A 25,436-nucleotide genomic window follows, 5' to 3' on the forward strand; every position below is an offset into this window, starting at 1 on the left:
TCAGTTCTCCGCGGTACGGCTGGCAGACGCGGCCAGGCTTACGGGTTGGGATTTCGCGCCGGGTTCTTCGCCGGGCAGGCAGATCTCGTCATCGGGCATGCCGCCGTAACGGCGCAGGATGCTGTCGAACAGTCCGGTATCCACGCTGGCGAAGCGCTGCATCGGCGCACCGTGGGTCGGCTTCTCCAGTTCGGCCAAGCGGGCCTGGTCCAGGTGCGCGGCGGTGCCACGCGACTGCGCCAGCCACTGCGTAAAGTCCGCCTCGGTCATCACCCGCGCATCGAACTTCATGTCCGAGAAGCCCGAACCGCTGTAGGCGGACGACATGCCGGCGTAGGTGCCCGGCGTATGGCCGATCAGGTGCAGGCGGGTCTGCATCGCCGGCATGGTGTAGACCATGCTGCCCAGCTGCGGCACGAAGAAGGCATTCATCATCGACTCGGAGGTCAGCTTGAACGCCACCGGTGTATCGACCGGCATCACGAGCTCATTGACCGTGGCCACGTTGTGGTCCGGGTAGATGAACAACCATTTCCAGTTGAGCGAGACCACTTCCACGCGCAGTGCGGGCTTGTCCGACGCGATCGGGCGGTAGGGATCCAGTGCGTGGGTGCTCTTCCAGATCAACACGCCGAGCACGACCACGATCAGGCACGGAATCGTCCACACCACCACTTCGATCGCGGTGGAATGCGACCAGGTCGGCGCGTAGGTGGCCTCCTTGTTGGACTCGCGGTAGTGCCACGCGAAGTACAGCGTGAGGATGATCACCGGGATCACCACCAGCAGCATCAGGCCGGTGCAGACCAGGATCAGCTGCATTTCCTGCTCGGCGATGCTGCCCATGGGGTTGAACAGCTCCAGGTTCTTGCACCCTGTGAGCAATGGCAGCAGCGCTGCCAGGCCGAACCAGCGTCCGGCGCGGGCTCGACCGGCCGGGGTGGCGCGGCGAGCGGGATGTGTAGCGGGGTTCATGCGTGACGGCCCTTCCAACGCAGTGCCGGGCCGGGCGGCCCGGATCATGAAAAGTGGCGAACACCCCCCTGCATGACCGATATGCATGGGGGGTGCCCGCCGCAGCCGCGTACGTTAGGCAACGACATGATCCATACATGATGCGACACACTGTCGCAGCCCGGCCCTGCGCCGCGCGTACCATGCGCGCATGGAATGGAGCCCCCTCATCGCCGACGGCCACGGGCCGGTCTACCTGCGCATCGTGCAGGCACTGGAACGTGCGGTCTGGTCCGGCGCGCTGCGCCCGGGTGAGCGCCTGCCCGCACAGCGCGCGCTCGCCGCCGAACTCGGCGTGGATCTGACCACCATCACCCGCGCCTTCACCGAGGCACGCAAACGCGGATTGATCGATGCGCGCGGCCCGCTCGGCTCGTTCGTCGCGCCTCCGCAGGTGGAGCTCACCCAGCTGGTCGACCTGAGCATGAACCTGCCGCCCAGCCCCGGCGGCGGCCAGGTCGCCGACGTTCTGCGGCGTGGCCTGTCGTCCGTGCTGACCCGCAGCGATGCGGACAACCTGATGACGTATCACGTGGGCGGTGGCAGCCGCGCCGATCACCGGGCGGCCCAGCACTGGCTCAAGCCGATCCTCGGCAAGGTCGATGCCGATACGCTGGTCGTCACCGAAGGCGCGCAGGCGGCGCTGTCGGCCCTGCTGCTGGCGTTGACCGACGCCGGCGACACGATCCTGTGCGAGCCCCTGGTCTACCCGGGCCTGCTGCACGCCGCGCGGGTGCTGGAGCGACGGCTGCACGTGGTCGAGTGCGACGCGCACGGCATGCGTCCGGACGCACTGGCGCGCATCGCGAAGCAGCAGGGCGCACGGCTGATCTACCTCAACCCAACCGCGCAGAACCCGACCGCCCACACGATGCCGCAGGCACGCCGCGAGGCGCTGGCCCAGGTGATCCGCGCGCAGGACCTGCGACTGATCGAAGACGATCCGTACTGGCTGCTGGTCGACGACGCCCCTGCCCCGCTCGCGCTGCTGGCGCCACGGCACGCCTGCTACATCTCCACCCTCTCCAAGTGCCTGAGCCCGGGATTGCACACCGGTTTCGTGCGCCTGCCCGACGGCATGGACCGGCAACCGGTGCTCGATGCCCTGCGCGCGGTCAACCTGATGGCGCCGCCGCTGATGAATGCCCTGGTGACGCAACTGATCCTGGATGGCTCGGCCCAGGCGATGCTGAAGCTGGTGCAGGAAGAGGCGGCCGAGCGCCGCTACCTGGCGCAGTCGGCGTTGTCGCCGCGCTTCCTGCAGCACTGCGCGGGCGTGCACGCATGGTGCCGGCTGCCCGCGCACTGGACCGATGCCAGCCTGACCCACGCCGCGCGGCTGCAGGGCCTGGGCATCGCACCGTCGTCGGCCTTCACGCCCGAAGGCGTGGCGATCAACGATGCGGTGCGGATTTCATTGGGCGCGGCCGCCCACCGGCAGGAACTGCACCGGGCGCTGCGCCAGCTGGATCAGCTGATGCATGTGGCGGCGGCGGAGCGCCCGGGCTGGACGGTCTGAGTCCCGCGCCCCGGCAACCTCAGCCGGACACGGCCTTGGCTTGCTTCCAGACCGCTTCAAACTGGCTGGCGGTGATGCTGTCATCCGAATCCAGGTCCAGCCAGGACAAGGGCTGATCGGACAGCGGGAAGCGTTCGTCGGCCTGCCCCGACTTGTCGGCCCAGACCAGCACGCTGCGATAGCTTTCGACCTGGCGGACGATCACATCGCCCTGTGCCTCGAGGTAGATCGTGCCGTTGCCGATCTCGGATTCCGCGGGGTGTTTGTAGTATGTCCGGGGCATGCTCATGGCGGGGTCTGGATCTGGCGATGAAAAGGGGCCGGGGAATATACCGTGATCCGGTAGTGCCGGCCGCTGGCCGGCTCTCCGTCAGGCCAACCGCCCAGCACTAGACGACCGGTCTAATCAGGCGTACAGTCCCTCCCATGACCTCCGCCTCCGCCTCCGCCACCTCCCCCGTCCGCGACACGATCCTGGCCACAGGCCAGCGGATCATGGGCGCCAAGGGCTTCTCCGCCGTCGGCCTCAATGAAGTGCTCGCAGCGGCGGGCGTCCCCAAGGGCTCGTTCTACCACTACTTTGCCTCCAAGGAGGCATTCGGCGAGGCGCTGCTCGAGGACTACTTCAGTGCGTACCTTGCCGACATGGACCGCATCTTCCGGCAGCCGGGCCAGACCAAGGCCGAGCAGCTGGAGGCGTATTTCGCTGCGTGGCAGGACAGCCAGTCGTTCGAGGATTGCCAAGGCAAGTGCCTGGCGGTGAAGCTCGGCGCGGAAGTCGCCGACCTGTCCGAGCCCATGCGGGCCGCCCTGCAGCGCGGCACCACCGGGATCACCGATCGTCTGGCGCGTGCGCTTGACGCAGGCGTCGCCGACGGATCGGTGACGCTTCAGGACCCGCCCGATGCGGTGGCGCGGCGCCTGTACCAGCTGTGGCTGGGCACCAGCATCATGGTCAAGATCGCCCGCACGACCCGCCCCTTCGACGATGCCGTGGCGTTGACCCGCCGCCTTCTGCATACCGCCCCCTGACAAAGGGATGTCTCACGCACGCCGGCATCGGCGTGTTCTTTTCGGCCCCATCACTAGACGACCAGTCTAATCAAGCACCCACAGGAGTATCACCCATGAAAGTCCTCATCGTATTGACGTCCCACGACGAACTCGGCAACACCGGCAAGAAGACCGGCTTCTGGCTGGAAGAGCTGGCCGCGCCCTACTACACCTTCAAGGACGCCGGCGCCGAGATCGTGCTGGCCTCGCCCAAGGGCGGGCAGCCGCCACTGGATCCCAAGAGCAACGAGCCCGACTTCAAGACCGACGCCACGCGTCGTTTCGAAGCCGATGCGGACGCCAACGCACAGCTGGCCGACACCGTGCGCCTGGACAGCGTCTCGCAGGCCGACTTCGATACCGTGTTCTATCCCGGCGGTCATGGCCCGCTGTGGGACCTGGCCGAAGACAGCCACTCGATCGCGCTGATCGAGGCCTTCATCGCCGCCGGCAAGCCGGTCGCGCTGGTCTGCCATGCCCCCGGCGTGCTGCGTCACGTCAAGAGCGCCGAGGGCGCCCCGCTGGTCCAGGGCAGGAAGGTCACCGGCTTCACCAACACCGAGGAAGCCGGCGTCGGCCTGACTGACGTGGTGCCCTTCCTGGTCGAAGACATGCTCAAGGCCGCGGGGGGCGACTACTCGCAGGGCCCGGACTGGGGCTCGTACGTGGTCAGCGACGGGCTGCTGATCACCGGCCAGAATCCGGCCTCGTCCGCCGAAGCCGCGGCCGTGCTGATGCAGAAGCTCGCCTCCGCCCCACAGCCCTGATCACCGGCGGACGTCACTCAGGCGCGTGGCTTCCGCGCCGATACCCCGCGTGAGGACACGGGGGTATCGGCCCCGAACAACGGCGTCCGGCGTGCCTTCCTGGACGCCGGCGCGTCCGATGCGGCGGCAACGGGCTCGGCCAGGTCAGCGATGATCGGGCAATCCGGCCGGTCATTGCCATGGCAGTGCTCGGCCAGATGCTCCAGGGTCTGCACCATCGCCTGCAGCTCGGCGATCTTGGCCTTCAACCCGCCCACGTGGGACAGCGCAACCGCCTTGACGTCGGCACTGGCGCGCTCGCGATCCTGCCACAGCACCAGCAGTTCGCCGATCTGCTCGACCGAGAAACCCAGATCGCGCGCGCGCCGGATGAAGCGCAGGCTGTGCGCGTCCTGCGGGCTGTAATGCCGGTAACCCGCCTCCGAGCGGGCCGCCGGAGGAATCAGCCCGATCTGCTCGTAGTAGCGGATCATCTTGGCCGACACGCCCGAGAACGTCGCTGCCTCCCCAATATTCATCGTACGGCCCTCATAGCGCCTGCCTCGACGCCGGTATCCAGCGTATCGGCCTGCATCGGTGCATGGAAGCGCTTGAGCCGCAGCGCGTTGCCGAGCACGAACACGCTGGACAGGGCCATCGCCGCCGCGGCGAAGATCGGCGAGAGCAGCGTGCCGTTGAACGGGTACAGCAGGCCCGCGGCCACCGGGATCAGCACCGCGTTGTAGGCGAAGGCCCAGAACAGGTTCTGCTTGATGTTGCGGATGGTCGCTTTGCTCAATGCGATGGCATTGGGCACGCCACGCAGGTCGCCGGACATCAGCACCACGTCCGCGGCCTCGATCGCCACATCCGTGCCGGTACCGATCGCCAGGCCGACATCGGCCTCGGCCAGGGCCGGTGCGTCGTTGATGCCGTCGCCGACGAAGGCCACCTTGGCGCCGCCCGCGCGGAAACGCTTCAATGCCGCGACCTTGCCATCCGGCAGCACTTCGGCCGCTACTTCATCGATGCCGAGCTGGCGGGCGATCGCCGCGGCGGTGGCGGCATTGTCGCCGGTGATCATCGCCACCTTCAGCCCGAGCGCGTGCAGCGCCTGGATCGCGGCCGGCGTGCTCTCCTTGATCGGATCGGCCACCGCGATGACCGCCGCCAGACGACCATCGATGGCGGCATACAGCGGGCTCCTGCCCTGCTTGCCCAGCTGCTGGGCAGTAGCGCGGAAGGCGGCGACATCCTGGCCGAGCTGGATCATGTAGCGGTCCGCGCCGACTGCGACGCTGCGGCCGCCGACCTGCGCCGACACGCCGAAGCCGGGCACGGCCTCGAAACTCTCGATGGGGGCCAGTGCAAGACCCCGCGCCTTGGCGGCCGCCACGATGGCCTCGGCGATCGGGTGCTCGGAACGGGTCTCCACTGCAGCGACCAGCGCCAGCACCTCATCCGCCGTGAAACCGGCGGCCGGCTCCAGGTCGGTCAGTTCCGGACGGCCCTTGGTCAGCGTGCCGGTCTTGTCCAGCGCAATCACACTCACATCGCGCAGGGCCTGCAGGGCTTCGCCCTTGCGGAACAGCACGCCCAATTCGGCGGCGCGCCCGGTGCCGACCATGATCGAGGTCGGCGTGGCCAGGCCCATCGCACAGGGGCAGGCGATGATGAGCACCGCGACGGCATTGACCAGCGCAAAGGTCAGCGCCGGCGCGGGGCCGAACACCAGCCAGACCAGGAAGGTGAGCGCGGCCGCGGCCATCACCGCCGGCACGAACCACATCGTCACCTTGTCGACCAGCGCCTGGATCGGCAGCTTGGAGCCCTGCGCCTGCTCGACCAGACGGATGATCTGCGCGAGCACGGTGTCGCCGCCCACCTTGGTGACACGGAAGCTGAAGGCGCCGGTCGTGTTGAGGGTGCCACCGACGACCTCGGCACCCACCGCCTTGGCGACCGGCACCGGTTCGCCGGTGATCATGCTTTCGTCCACGTACGAGGATCCTTCGACCACCACTCCGTCCACCGGCACTTTCTCGCCCGGGCGGACCAGCACGATGTCGCCGCGCGTGACCTGCTCGAGCGGCACTTCGACGGTGTCAGCGCCGCGCTGCACGCGAGCGGTCCGCGCCTGCAGCCCGACCAGGCGCTTGATCGCCTGTGAGGTGCGGCCCTTGGCCCGCGCCTCCAGCGTGCGTCCGAGCAGGATCAGGGTCACGATCACCACGGCCGCCTCGAAGTAGACGTTGGCGGTTGCCGGCGGAAGTGCGCCCGGCGCGAAGGTGGCGACCACCGAGTAGCCATAGGCCGCCGCGGTGCCCAGCGACACCAGCGAGTTCATGTCCGGCGCGCCACGCAGCAGTGCCGGTACGCCCTTGCGGAAGAAACGCAGGCCGGGCCCGAACAGCACCAGCGTGGCCAGCGCGAACTGCAGATACCAGCTGGTCTGCATTCCCAGGGTGTGCATCACCCAGTGGTGCATGGCCGGGACCAGGTGCGAGCCCATTTCGAGGATGAACACCGGCAGGGTCAGCGCGGCGGCGAGCACCAGGGAGCGGCGCAGCGCGCGCGCTTCCCCTTCGCGGCGTTCCTCCTCCTGCTCGCCGGCCGCAGCGGTGCTGACGGTGACGGCGCGCCCGGTATAGCCGGCCTTTTCCACGGCGGCCTCGAGATCGGCGACGGACACGGTGCCCGCCAGATGGCGTACCTGGGCGCGCTCGGTGGCGAGGTTGACGCTGGCGGCGATCACGCCGGGCACCTGCCCGAGGCTGCGTTCGACGCGGCCGACACAGGAGGCGCAGGTCATGCCCTCGATGCTCAGTTCGGTGCTGTCTTCCCGCACGGTGTAGCCCGCACTCTCGATGGCGCGTACGGCGGCCAGGGGATCGGCCGCGCCGATGAAACCGAGGTCGGCGCGCTCGGTGGCGAGGTTGACGGAGGCGCTCATTACGCCGGGCACCGCAGTGAGCGCACGCTCGACCCGGCCCACGCACGAGGCGCAGGTCATGCCCTCGATGGGCAGGCTCAGGCGGCTGATCGGCGCACCGGACCGGGAAGCAATGGAAGACATGGGGACAGTCCTTGGGGTGAGGTTACCTGCCACCCTAAAGGTTCCCATCATGGGAAGGTCAAGCGTCATAACGGGGACGGAGGGGATTATTAATCCCATCCGTCCCCATTACTGGAGCGTTACGGCGCGGGCGTCCCGTCGGGGGTGACGCGCCAGATCGTGTTGGAAAGGTCGTCGGCGACGATCAGGGCGCCGCGCGGGTCGACCGAGACGCCGACCGGGCGGCCGCGGGTCTTGCCGTCTTCGCCGAAGAAGCCGCTCACGAAATCGATCGGCTCGCCGGCCGGGCGACCATTGCTGAAGGGCACGAACACCACCTTGTAGCCGACCGGCGGATTGCGGTTCCAGCTGCCGTGCTCGCCCACGAAGACGCCATCGGCGAACTGCGTGCCCATCACCGGCGACGAGAACGCCACGCCGAGCGCCGCCACATGCGAGCCCAGCGCGTAGTCCGGTGCGATCGCCGAGGCGACCTTCGCCGGATTCTGCGGCATCACCCGGCGATCCACGTTCTTGCCCCAGTAGCTGTAGGGCCAGCCATAGAACCCGCCCTCCTTCACCGAGGTAAGGTAATCCGGAACCAGGTTCGGGCCGATCTCATCGCGTTCGTTGACCACCGCCCACAGCGTGCCCGTGCCCGGCTGGATCGCCAGCGCGGTGGGATTGCGGATGCCGGTGGCGTAATCCTTGTGCGCGCCGGTAGCCACATCGATCTGCCAGATCCGCGCACGGTCGATTTCCACCGCCATGCCACGCTCGGTGATGTTGCTGTTGGAGCCGATGCCCACATAGAGGTAGCGGCCATCGGCACTGGCGGTCATCGCCTTCGTCCAGTGATGGTTGATCGCCGCGGGCAGGTCGGTCAGCTTGACCGGGGCCGCGGCCGCCTTGGTCTGGCCGTCCTGGTAGTCGAAGCGCACCACGGCATCCTGGTTGGCCACGTAGATCGCGTTGCCGATCATCGCCAGCCCATATGGCGCGTTGAGCTTGTCGGCAAACACCGTCTTCAGTTCGTAGGTGCCATCGCCATCGGCATCACGCAGCAGAGTCAGGCGGTTGCCGCTCTTGACCGCCGTATTGCCCTTGGCCTTGATCTTGCCGGCGATGACGTCCTTCGGTTTCAGATTCGGCGCGCTGCCGCCCCGGCCTTCCGCCACCAGGATGTCGCCGTTGGGGAGGACCAGCGTCTGCCTCGGAATGCTCAGATCCGTGGCGATCGCCGAGATCCGGTAGCCCTTGGGCACGGTGGGCAGCCGGTCGCCCCACTGGGCCGGCTTGGCGATGGTCATGTCCGGCATCAGCCCGCGATGCGGCTTGGGCATCTCCGGGTTGCCGCCGTACTGCTCGAGCTCGGGGGCCTTGCCGCTGCAGGCAGCCAGTGCGACCGCAAGCGCGGACACCGAGAGGATCCGGATCGTCTGGCGGCTCATCGGACACCTCCCACGCGCAGGCTGGACAGTCCCACCCAGGTCGCGATCAACGCCAGCACCGTCAGGATCACCGAAAGCACCAGACCGGCCGGCATCACCGCCCACGCATCGCGGGCGTGGTGCAGGCAGTTGATGAAGCCCACGCCCCAGGTCACGGCCAGCAGCACCACATACGCAAGGTTACGGCTGCGACGGACCAGGCCGACGATCCCGCACAGCAGGGCCAGCGTGGTCATCACCATGGCGCCGATCAGCAGCCAGGAGGCGAAGTTGGCCCACTGGATCTCGTACGAGCTCCAGTAAGCGTAGTCCGCCAGCAGCGCGCCGAGGAACAGCGGCAGCACGCCACCCAGTACAGCGGCGTGGAACGGATGGATGACCCATGATCGGGTCAGGACAACGGTCGAAGCCATGGTGGTCTCCTGGTGAGGGGCGAATCTCTCCCGATCCTGCCACTGCATGCGTGATGGGGGTGCCGATGGCCTGCGCGCATGACACACTCGCCGGCCACTGCACCTCACCGGGTCACCACGCCGATGAAACGCCTGCTTTGGAGTCTGCTGGGCCTCGCCCTCGCGGGACTGTCCGCTTCTGCGTTCGCGTCACCGCCGTCACCGCCGTCACCGAACAACCGGGCCGAAGCGGTCGCCATCGTCAAGGAACTGCGGCGCGTGGTGAGCGATAACGGGGTGGAGCGCCTGGAAACCGTCCGTATTGGCGGCATAGACCAGGCGGTCTCGATCCGCGGCAACGACCGCCGCAATCCGGTGCTGTTGATGCTGCACGGCGGACCGGGCTGGGTGGCGATGCCCACCAGCTGGTACTTCCAGCGCGGCTGGGAAGAATATTTCACCGTCGTCCAGTGGGACCAGCGCGGTGCCGGGAAGACCTACGTCGCCAACGATCCCGCTGCCGTGGCACCGACCATGACGCGCGAACGCATGATCGCCGACGCCGAGGAGATGGTGGCCTGGCTACGCAAGGAGTTCGGCAAGGACAGGATTTTCGTGCTGGGCCACTCGTGGGGCAGCTATCTCGGCGTGGAACTGGCACAGCGCCGACCGGACTGGCTGCATGCCTACATCGGCATCGGCCAGATATCGAACGCGCCCGAGAGCGAACGCCGGGGATGGCGCTGGACCCTGCAGCAGGCCGAGCGCGACGGCAATGCCGTGGCGGTCGCCGAACTCCAGGCACTGGCGCCCTACGCCGTCGGCAATGCCCCGGTGCCGCTGCAGCAGCTGTTCCAGCAGCGCAAGTGGCTCAACCACTATGGCGGCATGGTGCACAACCGTCGCGGTGGCGATGCCGAAGCGGCCGGCGTCCGCCTGTCACCCGAGTACACCGATGCCGATGTCGCCGGCATGTGGAAGGGCAACGACTTCTCGATGGAACATCTGCTGTCCGGCGCCCTGACGCTGGACCTCACCGGTCGGCGCCGTTTCCAGACGCCGATCTTCCTGTTCCTGGGCCGCCACGATTACAACGTTTCCTCCGAACTGGCGGCGGCCTGGTTCGACACGATCACCGCCCCGGACAAGCAGCTGATCTGGTTCGAGCAGTCCGCGCACGAAGTGATGATCGAAGAGCCGGGCAAGACCTTGTTGACGCTGGTGCAGCAGGTCCGGCCGATCGCAGCGCGTGCGGGAGACGTCGCGCCCTGAGTGCCGGCACCCGACACCTGACAGCGCATTCCCGCCCCGTCGCTGTCTCAGCGTCCCCGCGTGTCGGCACGATCCCAGTACGGTGGCGAGCCGATCGCATCGGTGAGGAAGGCCGAGACTTCGCGGACCTTGCGCGAGCGCAGCTTGTTTTCCGGTGACAGCAGCTGCAGATGGACGCGCTCGGACTGCGGCGAAAACTCCCAGTCGTCGAGCAGCGTGACCATGTGTCCGCCCTGCAGGGTGTCCGGGTTGAACAGCCAGGTCGGGAACATCACCACGCCGCGCCCCGCGAGCGCGGCCGCGAGCAACGCTTCGGCGTTGTTGCTGCGCAGGGGCCCGGTGACGTTCAAGGCCTTGAACGGCACGTCGGGCGTGGCGCGGAAGTACCACTTCTGGATGCCCAGCTGGCCTTTGTAGACCAGGCACTGATGCTGCAGCAGATCCTCGGGCCGCTCCGGCGTGCCGTGTGCGGCCAGGTAGGCCGGGCTGGCGGCAAGCAGGTTCCGGTGCGGCGCGATGACCTTGCCGATCAGGCCCGAGTCGACCAGCGGCCCCACCCGGATGGTGATGTCCACCCCCTCCTGCACCGGATCGATCAGCATGTCGGTGAGGGTGAGCTCCACGAGCAGCTCCGGGTACCTGGCCTGCAGTGTGTTGACGATCTGGGCGATATGCAGCCGCCCCAGCGATTCGGGGGCGTTGATGCGGATCAGCCCCCGCAGTCCGGCATCGCGGCCTTCCAGTTGTTCGACCGCCTCGTCCAGCAGGTCGACGGCATCGCGCACCTGCAGGTGGAAGCGCTCGCCGGCCTCGGTCAGCCGCACGGCGCGCGTGCTGCGGTAGAACAACTGCTGCCCGACATCCTGCTCGAGTGCCGCGATGAAGCGCGATACCGACGACGCCTGCACCCGGAAGTGGCGCGCCGTGGCCAGGAAGCTGCCGGTGGCGGCGACGGTGAGGAAATAGCGGAGGGCTTTGAGCTGCATGGCGGGGGCCTCGGCGTCTGAATTGCGATTCCGGCAATAGTAATTTGTCAGAAGCCCGGATTGTGGCCGTTATCGCACACCCATACGATGAGGTCACGCGCATGGCGGATCGCCATGCCCTCCCCCCTTCCCCCATCTGGAACCCCCATGAGCGCCCTTTTCGACACCTTCGACCTCGCCGGTCTGCCCCTGCGCAACCGCGTGGTCATGGCCCCGCTGACCCGTGCCCGCGCCCCGCACGATGCCGCCGATGAGCGCACGGCGCTCTATTACGCCCAGCGTGCCACCGCCGGCCTGATCGTCAGCGAAGGCACGCCCATTTCCCGCGAGGGCCAGGGCTACCTGTTCAACCCCGGCATCTTCACCGCCGAGCAGATCGCCGGCTGGCGCCTGACCACCGATTCGGTCCACGCGCTGGGCAGCCGCATGTTCGCGCAGATCTGGCACGTCGGCCGGGTCTCGCATCCCACCATCCAGGCCGATGATGCGCTCCCGGTCAGCGCCAGTTCGCGCCTGCCGGTCGGCGCGCAGGCGTTCGGCTACGACGAGCACGGCCAGCCCGCGCTGGTGGCCTCGCCGGCCCCGCGCCAGCTGCAGACGGAAGAGATCGCGCGCATCGTCGCCGACTTCGCGCAGGCAGCCGCCAATGCCATCGACGCCGGCTTCGATGGCGTGGAAATCCACGGCGCGAACGGCTACCTGCATGAGCAGTTCATCAATCCGCGCGTGAATGACCGCAACGACCAGTACGGCCCACAGACGCTGGAGAACCGCCTGCGCTTCACCCTCGAGGTGATCGATGCCGTGGTCGCACGCATCGGTGCCTCGCGCACCGCCATCCGCCTTTCGCCGTATGGCCAGCTGTTCGACATGCCGCTGTATCCGGAGATCGACGCGACCTACACCGCGCTCATCCAGGCGATCGGTCAGCGTGGCCTGTCGTATGTGCATCTGATGGACCAGTCCGGCTTCAAGGTCGGCCAGAAGTCGGTCGATGGCGCGGGCGATTCGGGCTTCGGCGGCCTGCTGCGCACCCTGAAGCCGCTGCTGCCCGGCACCGCGCTGATCCTCGCCGGCCGCATGACCCGCGCGCGCGCCGAGCAGTTGATTGATGCCGGCGTGATCGATCTGGCTGCCTTCGGCACCGGCTTCATCAGCAACCCGGACCTGGTGGCACGCCTGCAGAACGGCTGGCCGCTGGCGCCTGCCGATCGCGAGACGTTCTATGGCGGCGGCGCCACCGGCTATATCGACTACCCGGCCTACGTTCCTGCACGCGAGCCGGCGGCCGCCAAAGCAGCCTGATACGGCAGGCACGACGAAAGGGGGACATCCCATCCCCCTGTCGTTGATGCTGGCGCGGACGCACACCCTGCCGCTATTTGCCGGTCACTGCTTCCTGCAGCTTCTCCACCGCCTGGTCGGCCGTGAACGTGTTCGGCTTCTGGATCTTGGGGAAGTCCACGAAGGTCTCATTGAACTTCGTCAGCAACGCGATCGCACCGTACACGATGTAGACGTGGTTGATGTACCAGTCCCAGTAGGTGTTGGAGGTCACGTCCGCGAACTCGTACGGATCCGTGCGCAGGTTGTAGATCTTGGGGATGCGCATCACCGTGAACGGTTCGCCCCAGATCTGCATCGTGCCCTTGCAGCGCTGCTCGATGAAGGTCACCTTCCAGTTGTCATAGCGGATCCCGAGCATGTCGCCGTCGTCGGATATGTAGACGAACAGCTTGCGCGGCGATTTCTCTTCCTTGCCGGTGAGGTACGGCAGCAGGCTGACACCGTCGATGTGGTTCTTGTAGGTGCGCCCGATCGCCTTGACGCCCTTCTTGAGGTCGTCGACCACGCCCTTGTTACCGGCCAGTTCCAGGAAGGTGGGCAGCCAGTCATGGTGCTGCACGATCTCGTTGGAGACCGAGCCGGCCTTGATCTTGCCCGGGTAACGCACCACCAGCGGAATCCGGAACGCGCCTTCCCAGTTGGTGTCCTTCTCGCTGCGGAACGGCGTCATGCCGCCATCCGGCCACGAATTGCGATGCGGCCCATTGTCGGTCGAGTACACCACCAGGGTGTCTTCGGCGATGCCCAGCTCGTCGAGGTAATCGAGCAACGAGCCCACGTTCTTGTCGTGGTCGATCATCGTGTCGTGGTACGGCGACTGCCAGCGCCCAGCCTGCCCCAGGCTTTCCTTCTTGGTATGCGTGATCAGGTGCATATGGGTAAAGTTGACCCAGACGAAGAACGGCGTGTCGTCGTCGTTCGCCTGCTTGATGAAGCCCTTGGCGCGGTCGGCGAAGTCGTCATCGCAGGTCAGCATGCGCTTGCGGTCCAGCGGGCCGGTATCCTCGATCTTCTGCTTGCCTACCTTGCCCCAGCGCTTCTGGTCGGTGCTGTCATCCTTGTCGGTGGCGAAACTGTGGATCACCCCGCGCGGCTTGATGGTCTCGATGAAATCCCCGAACTCGTCCTTGGGGAAGTAGTCGTACATTTCCGGCTCTTCTTCGGCATTGAGGTGGTACAGATTGCCGTAGAACTCATCGAATCCATGGTTGGTGGGCAGCATGTGGTTGAGGTCGCCCAGGTGGTTCTTGCCGAACTGCCCGGTGGTATAGCCCTCGTTCTTCAGCAGCGCGGCGATGGTGACGATCTTCTCGTTCATGCCGACCGGCGCGCCCGGAATGCCGACCTTCGACAGGCCGGTCCGCAGGACGCTCTGGCCGGTGATGAAGGACGAACGCCCTGCGGTACAGGACTGCTCGCCGTAGGAGTCGGTGAACAGCATGCCCTCGTTGGCCAGGCGGTCGATGTTCGGCGTCTGGTATCCCATCAGGCCGCGCGAGTAGCAGCTCAGGTTGGAGATGCCGATGTCGTCTCCCCAGATGACGAGAATGTTGGGCTTCTTTGCGGATGAACTGGGCTTCTTCTTTGCGGATGAGCTGGCCATGCACTTCTCCGACGACGGTGGTGCTCAATAGTCCGTGTCGGTCATCGTCGCGGCCAGCGTGTTTCTACTTAGACGGCGTCAGTAAGTCTTCGCCACCCCCTGCTCATCCCTCCCAGCTGATGCCTTTTGGCGCACTGGAGAAACCGGCGGCCCGCAGCGCGTCCATCAGGCCATCGCGTCGGGCCGGCGCATCGTCGATCAGTTCCACGGTGAACGAGGTGCGGCGGCCGCGCCGCAGTGCACTGGCCAGCGCGTTGGCCGCGGCAGCCGTGGTGCCTGCCAGGGACACATCGTCCGCGTCGAAGAACGTCAGCAGCTGGCGGCCCCCCTGGGCCAGGTACATCAGCAGCCGCCCACCGCCGATCACTACCAGGGCACCGGCGCGGCGTACCGGCCGCACGCGCGAACCGTGCACCGGCCAGGGCAGCACGGTTCCGAACGGATTGGCCGGATCGACCGCGGACAACCCGACGGCGACCTCGGCGGCACCGGGCCGCAGGGCCTCGGCGATGCCGCGCAGCCTATCCACGATCAGGCGGTCGGCGAACTGCGCCCCGCCCAATCCTTCCACGAAGCGGCCGCGCAGCACGCGGCCCGCATCCTCCATGCCCCGATAGACCTGTTGCAGGGCCGGGAAGCCGCCGGCGATGCCTTCGGCCACGGCCGCGCCACGGGTCACGATGCCGTGCCGGTCCAGCAGGCCGTCGGCCAGCGCCACCGCGCGTACCGTGTCGCTGATCGCCTCGCGCTGCAGCAGCGACCAGCGCCCGGCCAGGGTGGGTGCGGCGAAACTGGCGATCACCGCCGACGCGCCGTCGGCCAAGGGCGTCTCCCCCATCGGGATGCCACGGAAGCCTCGCCCACGCCGCGACGTGCGCGTGACCCGCGGACGTGGCGCGCGTGAGCCGGACATGCCGCGCAGCGGTGCCCACAGATCGGTGCTCAGATAGCCCGACCAGGCCAGGTCCCACAGCGCGGCGTGCAGCTGCTCGGCGCTGATCTCCATGGGCGGGGTGCCGGCCCGCGCCCAGTGACTGCCCACCGCCGTGACCAACTGGCGCGCGAAGTACGCGCCGCCGTCGGCCAGCACCTGCAGCAGCGCCTCCTGCAAGGGCGACAGCGCGGCCGAGACCGGGAGCGACGGCAGCGTCTCGGCGGCGACCTCCTGCAGATGCAGCGACACCAGGCCGTCCTCATCGCCCAGCCGCCCATGCCCGGCCCACACCACGGCCCCGGTGGCGAGCAGCTCATCGAGCATTGCCGGGGCGTAGTCGACCACGCGCGCCGGAAGAATCTGCTGCTCCCAGACCGACACCGGCAGCGCCACGCCGGCCAGCAGCTCGACCACGCGCAGCACCCCGTCGCTACCCTCCAGCGCGCCCGCGCCGCGGTGTGCGCTGCCACGCGCGGCCTGTTCGGCGTCGGCGAGCACGCCATGCCGCTCCAGCAGCAGCAAGGCATACGCCTCGCGCGCGACCGGCCGGGTCGCCTCGCGGGCCTGCTGCAGCGAGCGCATCCGCAGCCGGCGGAACACCGTTTCGCCTACCCATTCGTGGCGGGCCAGCGGCGTCGGCGCGGCCATGGCGGCAGCGGAGCGGGCATCCCGGCGGGCCACACCGAAGCTGCCCTTGAGCAGCTTGCCCTGCCCCTCCAACGCCGCCAATGCCGCATCGACGACGGCCACGCCGAGTCCGAACGCGGCGGCGGCCTCCGCCGTGGTGAACGGCGCATGGGTGCGTGCGTATCGCGCGAGCAGTTCGCCCAGCGGGTCCACCGACGGCTGCAGGAATACCGCCGGCACGTCCGTCGGCAGGCCGACGCCGAGGGCATCACGCAGGCGCCCGGCATCCTCGATGGCCGCCCAGTGCACACCACCGGCGACCCGGACCGGGAAGGCGCGCCGCTCATCGACGAGGGCGGCCAGCTCAGGCGCGGGATCGGTATCGACCAGCCGCAGCGCGAGCGCTTCGTCGGTGAGGGGCCCCAGTTCGCGCAGCAGGTCGGCGATCCCTTCCCTGCCACGGGCCCGCCGATCAGGCGCCCGCCGTTGCAGCTCATCGCCCACCTGCTCGACCACAGCCGCATCCAGCAGTTCGCCGAGGTCGACCTGGCCGAGCAGATCACCGAGCAGGCCGCTGTCGAGCGAGAGCACCGAGGCGCGGCGTTCGGCCAGCGGCACATCGGTGCCGTACATGAACTCGGCGACATACCCGAACAGCAGGTTCGCCGCGAACGGTGACGGCACCTCGGTGGTGACATCGGCGATCGCCACGCTGCCTTCGGCGAGCCGCTGCATCAGCGCATCCAGCGCGTCCAGATCGTAGACATCCTGCAGGCACTCGCGCGCGGTCTCGATCAGGATCGGGAACTCCGGATAGCCCTGCGCGATGGCGAGCAGTTCACCGGCGCGCAGGCGCTGCTGCCACAGTGGCGAGCGGCGGCCAGGCGTACGCCGCGGCAGCAACAGCGCGCGTGCGGCACATTCGCGGAAGCGCGCGGCGAACAGGGCCGATCCGCCCACGGCGCGGGTGACCTCCCGGCGCAGCCGCTCCGGCTCGAACAGGAACAGCTCCGCGCCCGGCAGGCGTCCCTGTGCGTCGGGCAGCCGCGCGATGATGCCGTCGTCGCTGGCGACCACCGCCGGATCCACGCCCCAGCGTTCGCGGATGCGCGCGGCCACCGCCAGCGCCCAGGGATCGTGCACGCGCCGCCCATACGGCGAATGCAGCATCAGCCGCCAGTCACCGGCCTCATCGCGGCAGCGCTCCAGCACCAGGCTGCGATCGGTGGGCAATACGCCCGTTGCCTCGCGCTGTTCGGCCAGCAGCCCGGCGATGTTGGCGATCGCGTTGTCGGCCAGCCCGGCCGCCTGCAGCCGTGCGCGCAGTGCAGGCCCAATCCCCTCGTTCCCCTCGTCCCCCTTGTCCGCCACCACGGCGTCGAGCGCGCCGATGAAGGCGCCCACCGCCTCGCCCAGCTCGGCGGGCCGGCCGACCCCCTCACCGCGCCAGAACGGCAGGCGCGCCGAACGGCCCGGCGCCGGGGTGACGACGACCTGATCGTGGGTGATCTGTTCGATCCGCCACGAGGTCGCGCCCAGGGTGATCACGTCGTTGACCCGCGATTCGTGGACCATCTCCTCATCGAGCTCGCCGACGCGGCGCGACCCGGCGCGCTCCTCGCCTTCCGGCAGCACCACGCTGAACATGCCGCGGTCCGGAATCGTCCCGCCGCTGGTCACCGCCAGCTGCTTCGCACCCGGGCGCGCGCTGAGTTCGCCGGTGACCCGGTTCCAGACCAGGCGCGGCCGGAAGCCGGCGAAATCATCGGAGGGATAGCGGCCGGCCAGCATGTCCAGGGTGGCATCGAAGGCACTGCGGGGCAGCGACCGGTATGGAGCGGCGCGGCGCACGCATGCATACCAGGCCTCCACGTCCAGCGTCTCCATCGCGGCGGCGGCCACTGTCTGCTGGGCCAGCACGTCCAGCGGGTTGCGCGGCGGGTCGATGGCTTCGATCTCGCCGGCCAGCATGCGCTCCACCGCCACGGACGCGTCGATCAGGTCGCGACGCGTGCGCGGGTAGACCAGGCCCGTCGAGATGCCCCCGACCTGGTGGCTGGCGCGCCCGACCCGCTGCAGCGCGCTGGCCACCGAGGGCGGTGCGGCCACCTGGATCACCAGGTCGACCAGGCCCATGTCGATGCCCAGCTCCAGGCTGGAGGTCGCCACCACGCAGCGCAGTTCGCCGGATTTGAGCGCCTGTTCGATCTCGCGGCGCTGTTCCTTGGAGACCGAGCCGTGGTGCGACCGCGCGATCAGCGTCTCCGCACCGGCGGCCCGTCCCCCGGTGCCGCCATTGAACGAGCCGTAGTGCTCGGGCGTGGGCGGCGCTGTCGGGGCCTGCGCCGGGACCTGCCCGCGGGCGACGCGGTCGGCGTACAGCTCATTCAAGCGCGCGGTCAGCTTTTCCGCCACGCCCCGCGAGTTGGCGAACACGATCGTGGAACGCCGCGCCAGCACCTGGTCCAGGATGCTGGCCTCCACATGGGGCCAGATCGAGCCGATCCGCCCGGAGGCCGGTGGCGCATCGGCCGCGGCAGGGTGTGGCGGAATGTCGGCCATGTCCTCTACCGGCACCACGATGCGGACATCCAGGGCCCGTTGCGAGGGCGGATGGACCACGGTCACCGGGCGGTCGCCGCCGAGGAACCGCGCGACTTCTTCGACCGGTCGCACCGTGGCGGACAGCCCGATGCGCTGCGCCGGCGCCCGCAACAGGGCGTCCAGCCGCTCCAGGCTCACCGCCAGATGGGTGCCACGTTTGCTGCCGGCCACCGCATGGATCTCATCGATGATCACGGTATGCACGTCGCGCAGGGTCTCGCGCGCCTGCGAGGTGAGCATCAGGAACAGCGATTCGGGCGTGGTGATCAGGATGTCGGGCGGACGCCGCAGCAGCCGTGCCCGCTCCGCCGTGGTGGTGTCGCCGGTGCGGATCGCGACCGACAGGGTGACCGCCGGGTCGCCGCGACGCTCACGTTCGGCACTGACGCCCTGCAGCGGTATCTGCAGGTTGCGCTGGACATCGGCGCCGAGCGCCTTGATCGGCGAGAGATACAGCACGCGGGTGCCGCGCTTCTTCGGCGCCGACGCCTCCTGCTGCGCACCGCCCGGCTGCTCATTATTGAGATGCTCACCGCTGCGAAACAGCTGGTCGATCGCCTGCAGGAACGCGGCGAGGGTCTTGCCCGAACCGGTCGGCGCGATGACCAGGGTGTGCTGGCCGGCGCTGATCGCCGCCCAGGCCTGCGCCTGTGCCGGGGTCGGGGTCGCGAACGCCGCCGTGAACCAGTGGCGCGTGGCGGGAGTGAAGGCAGCCAGTGAATCGGGCGTGGGGTCGTTCGGGGTCGGCATGGATCCGGGTGTCGTGGGGCGGTCGCCCGGCATCGGCCGCGAGCGCAAGGGAACCAGACTAGGGTATGCCGCGTAGGGCATGCGTCAACCGGCCTCCATCGCGTCGCATCCGCCGGGCACCGGTCGCCCCTGGCCCGCCACCACTCGTCCCTTCACCCCCGGAATTCGGCCCCAGGCCAGTGCTGGCGGGCCTCTACGGGACCACACTGGCGGTCATCGAACACGGCACTGCCACAGGAACCACCCCGATGAAACGACGCGATTGCCTCAAGGCCGGACTGACCCTGCCGCTGCTGCCGATGCTGCTCAAGGCCGGGCCCGCCGTCGCGGCCGGTGCTGCCCGGGTACGTCCAGGTACCGCGGCCTGGCCTGCCGCCGCCGCGTGGGAGCGGCTGTCGCGTGCCGTCGGTGGTCGCCTGTCGGTGCCGCAGTCGCCGTTCCTCGCGGACGCCGCCACTCGCGCGGCGGCGCTGGAGCAGCTGCAGAACCCGTTCTACCTCGGCGACCAGCCCGCACTGACCCAGACCAGCGGCTACTTCGGCGCGTGGCGTTCGGTCCCCAGCGCCAAGGTGGTCGCCGCCGCCAACAGCGCCGATGTCGCCGCCGCGGTGAACTTCGCGCGGACCCATCGCCTGCGGCTGGTGGTCAAAGGCGGCGGGCACAGTTACCACGGGACGTCCTGCGCGCCGGATTCGCTGCTGGTCTGGACCCGCGCGATGAACCAGGTCGAGCTGCACGATGCCTTCGTCGCCCACAACGCCCGCCCGGGCACCGCACCGCAGCCGGCGGTCAGCGTAGGCGCCGGGGCGATGTGGATCGATGCCTACGATGCGGTCACCACCCGCGGTGGGCGCTATGTCCAGGGCGGCGGCTGCACCTCCGTGGGCGTCACCGGCCTGGTCACCGGCGGCGGCTTCGGCAGTTTCTCCAAGGCCCATGGCACGGCCGCGGCCAGCCTGCTCGAAGCCGAGATCGTCACCGCCGACGGTCAGATCCGCATCGTCAACGCCGACAATGACCCCGAACTGTTCTGGGCCCTGAAAGGCGGCTGCGCGGCGAGTTTCGGGATCGTCACCCGGATGACGCTGCGCACCCATGCCCTGCCCGACACCTTCGGCGGCGTCTCCTGCCAGATTCAGGCCAGCGACGACGCCAGCTGGCAGGCCCTGGCGGCGGAGATGCTGCGCTTCTACCGCGACGCGCTGTGCAACGCGCACTGGGGCGAGCAGTTCACGTTCAAGGACAAGCGCCGCCTGTCGATCTCAATGGTATTCCAGGGCCTGTCGCGCGACGCGGCCGAAGCGACCTGGACGCCGTTCCTGGACTGGGTCCGCGCCCGGCCGGCGTACACCATCACCGACCCCCTGCAGGCATTGGCGATGCCCGCCCGCCACATGTGGGACGCCGGTTTCTTCCGCGAACACGCCCCCACGCTGATCGCCGAGGACACCCGCGAGGGCGCCGCCTCCCGGCATATGCTGTGGAAGGGGGACCAGGGTCAGGTCGGCTGGTTCCTGCATGGCTACGCCTCGGCCTGGCTGCCCTCCTCCCTGCTCGACGATGCCCGGCGCACGCAGGCGGCCGCAGCCATCTGCGCGGCCGCCGAGCACATGGATGTCGGCATGCACTGCAACAAGGGCCTGTTCGGTGCGCCCGCGGCGGCGCTGGCGGCCAGCCGCGAAACCGCCACCCATCCGGCGGTGCTGGATGCCTTCGCGCTGGCGATCATCGGCAACGCCAGCGGGCCGGTGTATCCGGGCCTCGGCCTGAACGTCGATGAGCCCCGTGCACGCCGCGGCGCGTTGAACGTTGCGCGCGCCTATCAGGCACTGAGCGTGGTGGCGCCGTCGGCGCCCGCCTATGTCTCGGAGAGCGACTACTTCCAGAAAGACTGGCAGCAGGCCTTCTGGGGACCGAACTACCCCAGGTTGCAGGCGGCCAAGCGCCGTTACGATCCGCAGGGTCTGTTCGTCATCCACCACGGCGTCGGCAGTGAAGAGTGGAGCGCGGACGGCTTCGAGCCTGTCCGCGGCTGAAGGCTATAGGGCAGTGCCGGAATGGCCGATAACGTCACCACTGCCAAACGGGGCACATGTAGGTTGCGCGCCGCTATGCCGCAGGTTTCCGGGACCGAGGTGGGCGTGACCCTTCACGCTCCTCCCGCGTCCGCAGTGCCGAACTGAAAGAGTGCGCTGGCGTGGCACACTTCGTGCGCGGCAGATACCGCCTGCGATCGCCACATCTAAAGAGCCAATATCCGTAATCAGCATGAGCCTTTCAGTTGAATCACGATGAGCATGGTAAATGCCAAGCCACAGAGAGCGGTGCAATAAAATGGACAAGCTGACTGAATTCATCATCAGTGAATATGGGAGTCCGACGGCGTATAGGCCCCTAAGCACTGAGGAGCTAACGGCCCTACCCAGCTCGTTGCCCGCAGAACTATCTCATCTCTATCGAGAATTCGGCCGCTTTACTCTCCAGAGTGGGCGCTTGCAGGTATGCCATCCGCATGACCTGAAGGGCGTATTGTCCGTCGCGCTTGGGGGCGACAGGGACTTTAACGAAGGCAACTGTCACGCCTTTGCATACTCTGCATTTGGAACAGTCTACTTTTATCAGGACATTTATGGATGCGGCGATTTGGATTTGATTGAGGGGCAGCTGCACAGTGCACCATTCACATCCAACCAAGAACCACAAACCCCTGGCAATACGGTGTTTCTTCCCTTCCTGATGGATGACGACTCACTTGACTATTACGACACCGAAGACCGGCCGCTTTTCTCGCGTGCAAGGAGAAAACTGGGGGCCTTGGATATCGACGAATGCTATGGATTCGTGCCGGCAATCTCTCTGGGGGGAGAGCCCCGAATGGAAAATCTACGGAAATTGAAAGCCAGGGAGCACTTCTCCATCCTTTCCCAGAGTCAAGACATCCAACTGATAGGTTCTTCCGGCTACGGGGAATCAGCCACGATTCGCCGTATAGGGGCATAGCTAATCGCCTTTGACCGTCACGCGGGGCCGCTCTTCCGAGTTCTGCCGCCTGCGCAGCCGTGACGATCCGCAGGTGCGGCCACCCCTGCGCTGGCGTAGCCTGCGCGCAGCCCGCCCGCAAACGGAGATCGCCCTGTGATTCCGACCACGCCCGCCCGCCGTTTCCCCGCCGTGCTCGCCCTCGCGATCGCAGCCGCCTTGACGCTTCCCTCGAACCGGGCGCAGGCGCAGGCGCCGCCCCCCGCCAGCGCCCCGGCCGCCACCTCGTTCAACGCCCTGCTCGATGCGCAGACGATGGCCGCGATCAACGCCGATCCGGAACTGCGCACGATGCTCGGCATCAGTGGCGATGCCGCCGGTGATCTGTCCGGCCAGCTGACCGACGTCTCGCTGGCCCGGCGCGAGATCAACCGCCGCTTCCTGGTCGACAACCTGGCGCAGATCCGTGCATGGAAAGGCCCGCCGCTGGATCCGCAGCAACGGCTCAGCGACGGACTGGCGCGCTGGTTCTACCAGACCCAGATCGATCTGATGGCCGTGCCCTGGGCCGCGGCCTGGTTGCCGGTCGGCGGCAGCACCTACGCCGTGGACCAGTTGTTCAGCCTGCCGGTCAACCTGCCGCAGTTCATGGACAACCAGCATGCGGTCACCGACGAGACCAGCGCCCGTCATTACATCGCACGGCTGCAGGCGATGGGCCCCAAGCTGGACCAGGTCCGGGCCAACGCGGATATGCAGGCCCGCCTGGGCGTGGTACCGCCCGCGGTGGCGCTGGAGGGCGCGGCCAACCAGTACCGTGCCCTGCTGAAACCGGCGCCGCAGGACAGCCTGTGGGTGCAGTCATTGCAACGCAAACTGGACAAGGTGCCCTCGATCCCCGCAGCCCGGCGCGCTGAGCTCATCGCACAGGCGACCACCGCAGTGCGCGACGCGGTGAACCCGGGCTATCAGCGCCTGCTCGACAACGTGCAGGCAACGCTGGCGACCCATCCCGGCAACAAGGGCGTGTGGGCACTGCCGGACGGCAAGGCGTACTACGATGCCGCGCTGCGCTGGTATACCAGCACCGACCTGGATGCCGATGCGATCCACCAGATCGGGCTGCGCGAAGTGGCGCGGCTGGACACGCGCATGGATGCCCGTCTGAAACAGCTCGGCCTGCGCGACGGCAGCGTCGCCGCGCGCATCGCGCAGCTGCGCAAGGACCCGCGCTACCTTTACGAGGACAGCGATGCCGGTCGCACGCAGCTGATCGGCGACATCGAGCAGCGCCTGCGCGACCTCGATCCGATCCTGCCGACCTACTTCGGCCACCTGCCGACACAGAAACTGCTGGTGCAGCCGGTGCCCGCGCACATGCAGGCCACCTCGCCGGGCGGCTACTACTACCCGCCGGCGATGGATGGCTCGCGCCCGGGCACGTTCTTCATCAACCTGGGCGACATCAGCTCCAACACCCGCTGGAGCATTCCCACCCTCACCTATCACGAGGGATCGCCGGGCCATCACTTCCAGATCTCGATCGGCCAGACCCTGACCGACCTGCCGATGCTGCGCCGCAGCCTCAATCCCAGCGCCTTCAGCGAAGGCTGGGCACTGTATGCCGAACAGTTGATGGCCGAGGCCGGCGTGTACCGCGAGGACCCTGCCGGTGACCTGGGCCGCCTGCAGGCCGAGATGTTCCGCTCGGTGCGGCTGGTGGTCGATAGCGGTCTGCACCGCAAACGCTGGACGCCCGAGCAGGCCGTCGCCTACATGGAGGAGAAGACCGGCATGAGCCCGGCCGACGTCCGCATCGAGGTCAACCGCTACCTGGTGCAGCCCGGCCAGGCCTCGTCCTACAAGATGGGCCAGCTGCGGCTGCTGGAACTGCGTGAGCACGCCCGCAGGGAACTGGGCGACCGGTTCGACATCCGCGCCTTCCACGATCTGATCCTGGGCAATGGGGCAATGCCGATGACCGTGGTCAGCCAGGCCGTGGACGCGTGGATCGCCGCGGGTGGACCGCCCTCCGCCCGTACCCCCTGAGCCCACCACGGAGGCACCGGCGCGAGGCCGGTGCCTGCGTATAAATACCTAGCGACTTACCGTGTAACTCCGGTTGTCCGTCGCGTGGGCGGTGCGCAGAGTGTCAGCAGGGTCGGCCCGTCGCGCGCCCCACTGACGACACTCTGGAGACTGTCATGCCGCGCACCTCATCGGGCCTGCTGTTGGCGCTGGTCCTGATCGGACCCCTGCTCCTGCTTCCTCCTCCGCTGGCGGCGCAGCCCGCGGCGGCCAGCGTTGATACCGAGGCCGTACAGGCACTCACGCGCATGGGCGCGGCGCTGCGCGCGCTGCCGCACTTCACCCTCAACGCCACCACCAGCACCGAGTACGTGCTCGATGATGGCCAGAAGATCGCCCTGCCCGGCACGGTGACGTACCGCGTGCTGGGGCCGGACCGCTTCTTCGTGGAAATACAGAGCGAGGACCAGCACCGCCAGCTGTTCTACGACGGCAAGGCGCTGACGATCTACTCCCCGCGGCTGAAGTACTACGCCACGCTGGAGGGGTTGAACAAGAGCAGCCAGGCGCTGTTGACCGAATCGGCGACCACCTATGGCATCGAGCTGCCGCTGGCGGATCTGTTCCTGTGGGGCACGCCCGCATTCCCGACCGATCAGCTGCAGTCCGCATTGCGCGTCGGCAGCGCGCGGATCGGCGGCGAAGCGACACAGCACTACGCGTTCCGGCAACCGGGCGTGGATTGGCAGGTCTGGATTTCCGATGCCACCCACCTGCCCCGGCAGCTGGCGATCACCAGCCACAGCGACCCGGCGTTGCCCGCCTACCAGGCCACGTTGAACTGGGATACGCGGCGCGCGGTGACCGCCAGGGAGTTGGCGTTCGATCCCAAGGGCGCGACCAAGATCGTGTTCGTGCCGGTCGCGCTGGCCGCACAGACCACTGACGGGGAGAACTGAGCATGGACCGTTCCGCTTGCCTGCGTGCTGCATTGTCCCCGGCCCTGTTCACCGTGCTGCTGGGCGCTTCGCTGCTGCCCGCCGATGCCGGTGCACGTCCCGGGCTGCGCGGCTTCG

Annotated in this window: 18 protein-coding genes; 9 read left to right on the top strand and 9 right to left on the bottom strand. The window is 68.0% G+C overall.

From position 1 onward, the window contains the following. Complete coding sequence (gene cyoA / locus ABE424_RS03985) at nt 1-975, bottom strand: ubiquinol oxidase subunit II (RefSeq protein WP_346491103.1); 975 nt, start codon at nt 973-975, stop codon at nt 1-3. 190 nt (nt 976-1,165) lie between these two features. Between cyoA and ABE424_RS03990 the strand changes: the two genes are divergently transcribed. Next, on the top strand, nt 1,166-2,533 hold the full coding sequence (locus tag ABE424_RS03990) for a PLP-dependent aminotransferase family protein (RefSeq protein ID WP_346491102.1): 1,368 nt from the start codon (nt 1,166-1,168) through the stop codon (nt 2,531-2,533). A 19-nt stretch (nt 2,534-2,552) separates the two neighbouring features. Here the strand turns inward: ABE424_RS03990 and ABE424_RS03995 are convergent, their stop codons facing one another. Next, entirely contained in the window at nt 2,553-2,822 is a 270-nt protein-coding gene (locus ABE424_RS03995; RefSeq protein WP_346491101.1) for a hypothetical protein, read from the bottom strand. Between the two features lie 137 nt (nt 2,823-2,959). Between ABE424_RS03995 and ABE424_RS04000 the strand changes: the two genes are divergently transcribed. Together ABE424_RS04000 and ABE424_RS04005 are read left to right on the top strand one after the other, a co-directional pair. Next, nucleotides 2,960-3,565 (top strand): TetR/AcrR family transcriptional regulator, encoded by a 606-nt coding sequence (locus ABE424_RS04000; RefSeq protein ID WP_346491100.1) that lies wholly within the window; start codon nt 2,960-2,962, stop codon nt 3,563-3,565. A gap of 95 nt (nt 3,566-3,660) precedes the next feature. Beyond that, nucleotides 3,661-4,353, top strand: a complete 693-nt coding sequence (locus tag ABE424_RS04005; protein WP_346491099.1) for a type 1 glutamine amidotransferase domain-containing protein — start codon at nt 3,661-3,663, stop codon at nt 4,351-4,353. A gap of 17 nt (nt 4,354-4,370) precedes the next feature. On the opposite strand, the gene cueR is transcribed toward ABE424_RS04005, so the two are convergent. The 4 genes from cueR to ABE424_RS04025 form a co-directional block, all read right to left on the bottom strand. Then, the gene (gene cueR / locus ABE424_RS04010; RefSeq protein ID WP_346491098.1) at nt 4,371-4,871 is read right to left on the bottom strand and encodes a Cu(I)-responsive transcriptional regulator; all 501 of its coding nucleotides are present in this window, start codon (nt 4,869-4,871) and stop codon (nt 4,371-4,373) included. After that, nucleotides 4,868-7,408 carry a heavy metal translocating P-type ATPase gene (locus ABE424_RS04015; protein ID WP_346491097.1) on the bottom strand — a complete coding sequence of 847 codons (2,541 nt, stop codon included), beginning with the start codon at nt 7,406-7,408 and terminating at the stop codon, nt 4,868-4,870. Before ABE424_RS04015 ends, cueR begins: the two co-directional genes overlap by 4 nt. Before the next feature lie 119 nt (nt 7,409-7,527). Continuing rightward, nucleotides 7,528-8,838: a sorbosone dehydrogenase family protein gene (locus tag ABE424_RS04020; RefSeq protein ID WP_346491096.1), complete on the bottom strand. Its 1,311-nt coding sequence runs from the start codon at nt 8,836-8,838 to the stop codon at nt 7,528-7,530. Then, the gene (locus ABE424_RS04025; protein ID WP_346477404.1) at nt 8,835-9,251 is read right to left on the bottom strand and encodes a DUF2231 domain-containing protein; all 417 of its coding nucleotides are present in this window, start codon (nt 9,249-9,251) and stop codon (nt 8,835-8,837) included. Before ABE424_RS04025 ends, ABE424_RS04020 begins: the two co-directional genes overlap by 4 nt. Nucleotides 9,252-9,374: 123 nt before the next feature. On the opposite strand from ABE424_RS04025, the gene ABE424_RS04030 reads away from it, so the two are divergent. Next, nucleotides 9,375-10,502, top strand: a complete 1,128-nt coding sequence (locus tag ABE424_RS04030) for an alpha/beta hydrolase (RefSeq protein WP_346491095.1) — start codon at nt 9,375-9,377, stop codon at nt 10,500-10,502. A 47-nt stretch (nt 10,503-10,549) separates the two neighbouring features. Here ABE424_RS04030 and ABE424_RS04035 read toward each other — a convergent pair whose 3' ends face one another. Then, nucleotides 10,550-11,488, bottom strand: a complete 939-nt coding sequence (locus ABE424_RS04035; protein ID WP_346491094.1) for a LysR family transcriptional regulator — start codon at nt 11,486-11,488, stop codon at nt 10,550-10,552. Nucleotides 11,489-11,635: 147 nt separating this feature from the next. Here ABE424_RS04035 and ABE424_RS04040 point away from each other — a divergent pair, with 147 nt between their 5' ends. Then, nucleotides 11,636-12,793, top strand: a complete 1,158-nt coding sequence (locus ABE424_RS04040; protein WP_346491093.1) for an alkene reductase — start codon at nt 11,636-11,638, stop codon at nt 12,791-12,793. A gap of 73 nt (nt 12,794-12,866) precedes the next feature. On the opposite strand, the gene ABE424_RS04045 is transcribed toward ABE424_RS04040, so the two are convergent. Together ABE424_RS04045 and ABE424_RS04050 are read right to left on the bottom strand one after the other, a co-directional pair. After that, complete coding sequence (locus ABE424_RS04045) at nt 12,867-14,438, bottom strand: arylsulfatase (RefSeq protein WP_346491092.1); 1,572 nt, start codon at nt 14,436-14,438, stop codon at nt 12,867-12,869. A gap of 103 nt (nt 14,439-14,541) precedes the next feature. Then, nucleotides 14,542-19,353, bottom strand: coding sequence for an ATP-dependent helicase (locus ABE424_RS04050; protein WP_346491091.1), 4,812 nt, complete (start codon nt 19,351-19,353; stop codon nt 14,542-14,544). 248 nt (nt 19,354-19,601) lie between these two features. Here ABE424_RS04050 and ABE424_RS04055 point away from each other — a divergent pair, with 248 nt between their 5' ends. The 4 genes from ABE424_RS04055 (at nt 19,602) to ABE424_RS04070 (ending at nt 25,319) form a co-directional block, all read left to right on the top strand. Continuing rightward, the gene (locus ABE424_RS04055; RefSeq protein ID WP_346491090.1) at nt 19,602-21,389 is read left to right on the top strand and encodes an FAD-binding protein; all 1,788 of its coding nucleotides are present in this window, start codon (nt 19,602-19,604) and stop codon (nt 21,387-21,389) included. Between the two features lie 298 nt (nt 21,390-21,687). Continuing rightward, on the top strand, nt 21,688-22,353 hold the full coding sequence (locus tag ABE424_RS04060; RefSeq protein ID WP_346491089.1) for a T6SS immunity protein Tdi1 domain-containing protein: 666 nt from the start codon (nt 21,688-21,690) through the stop codon (nt 22,351-22,353). Nucleotides 22,354-22,488: 135 nt separating this feature from the next. Beyond that, entirely contained in the window at nt 22,489-24,381 is a 1,893-nt protein-coding gene (locus ABE424_RS04065; protein WP_346491088.1) for a DUF885 domain-containing protein, read from the top strand. Between the two features lie 155 nt (nt 24,382-24,536). Beyond that, nucleotides 24,537-25,319 carry a DUF2092 domain-containing protein gene (locus ABE424_RS04070; RefSeq protein WP_346477413.1) on the top strand — a complete coding sequence of 261 codons (783 nt, stop codon included), beginning with the start codon at nt 24,537-24,539 and terminating at the stop codon, nt 25,317-25,319. The last annotated feature ends 117 nt before the right edge of the window (nt 25,320-25,436 follow it).

This window comes from Stenotrophomonas sp. TWI1149, from assembly GCF_039673155.1.
In the GTDB taxonomy this organism is placed as follows: Bacteria; Pseudomonadota; Gammaproteobacteria; order Xanthomonadales; family Xanthomonadaceae; genus Stenotrophomonas; species Stenotrophomonas maltophilia_AA.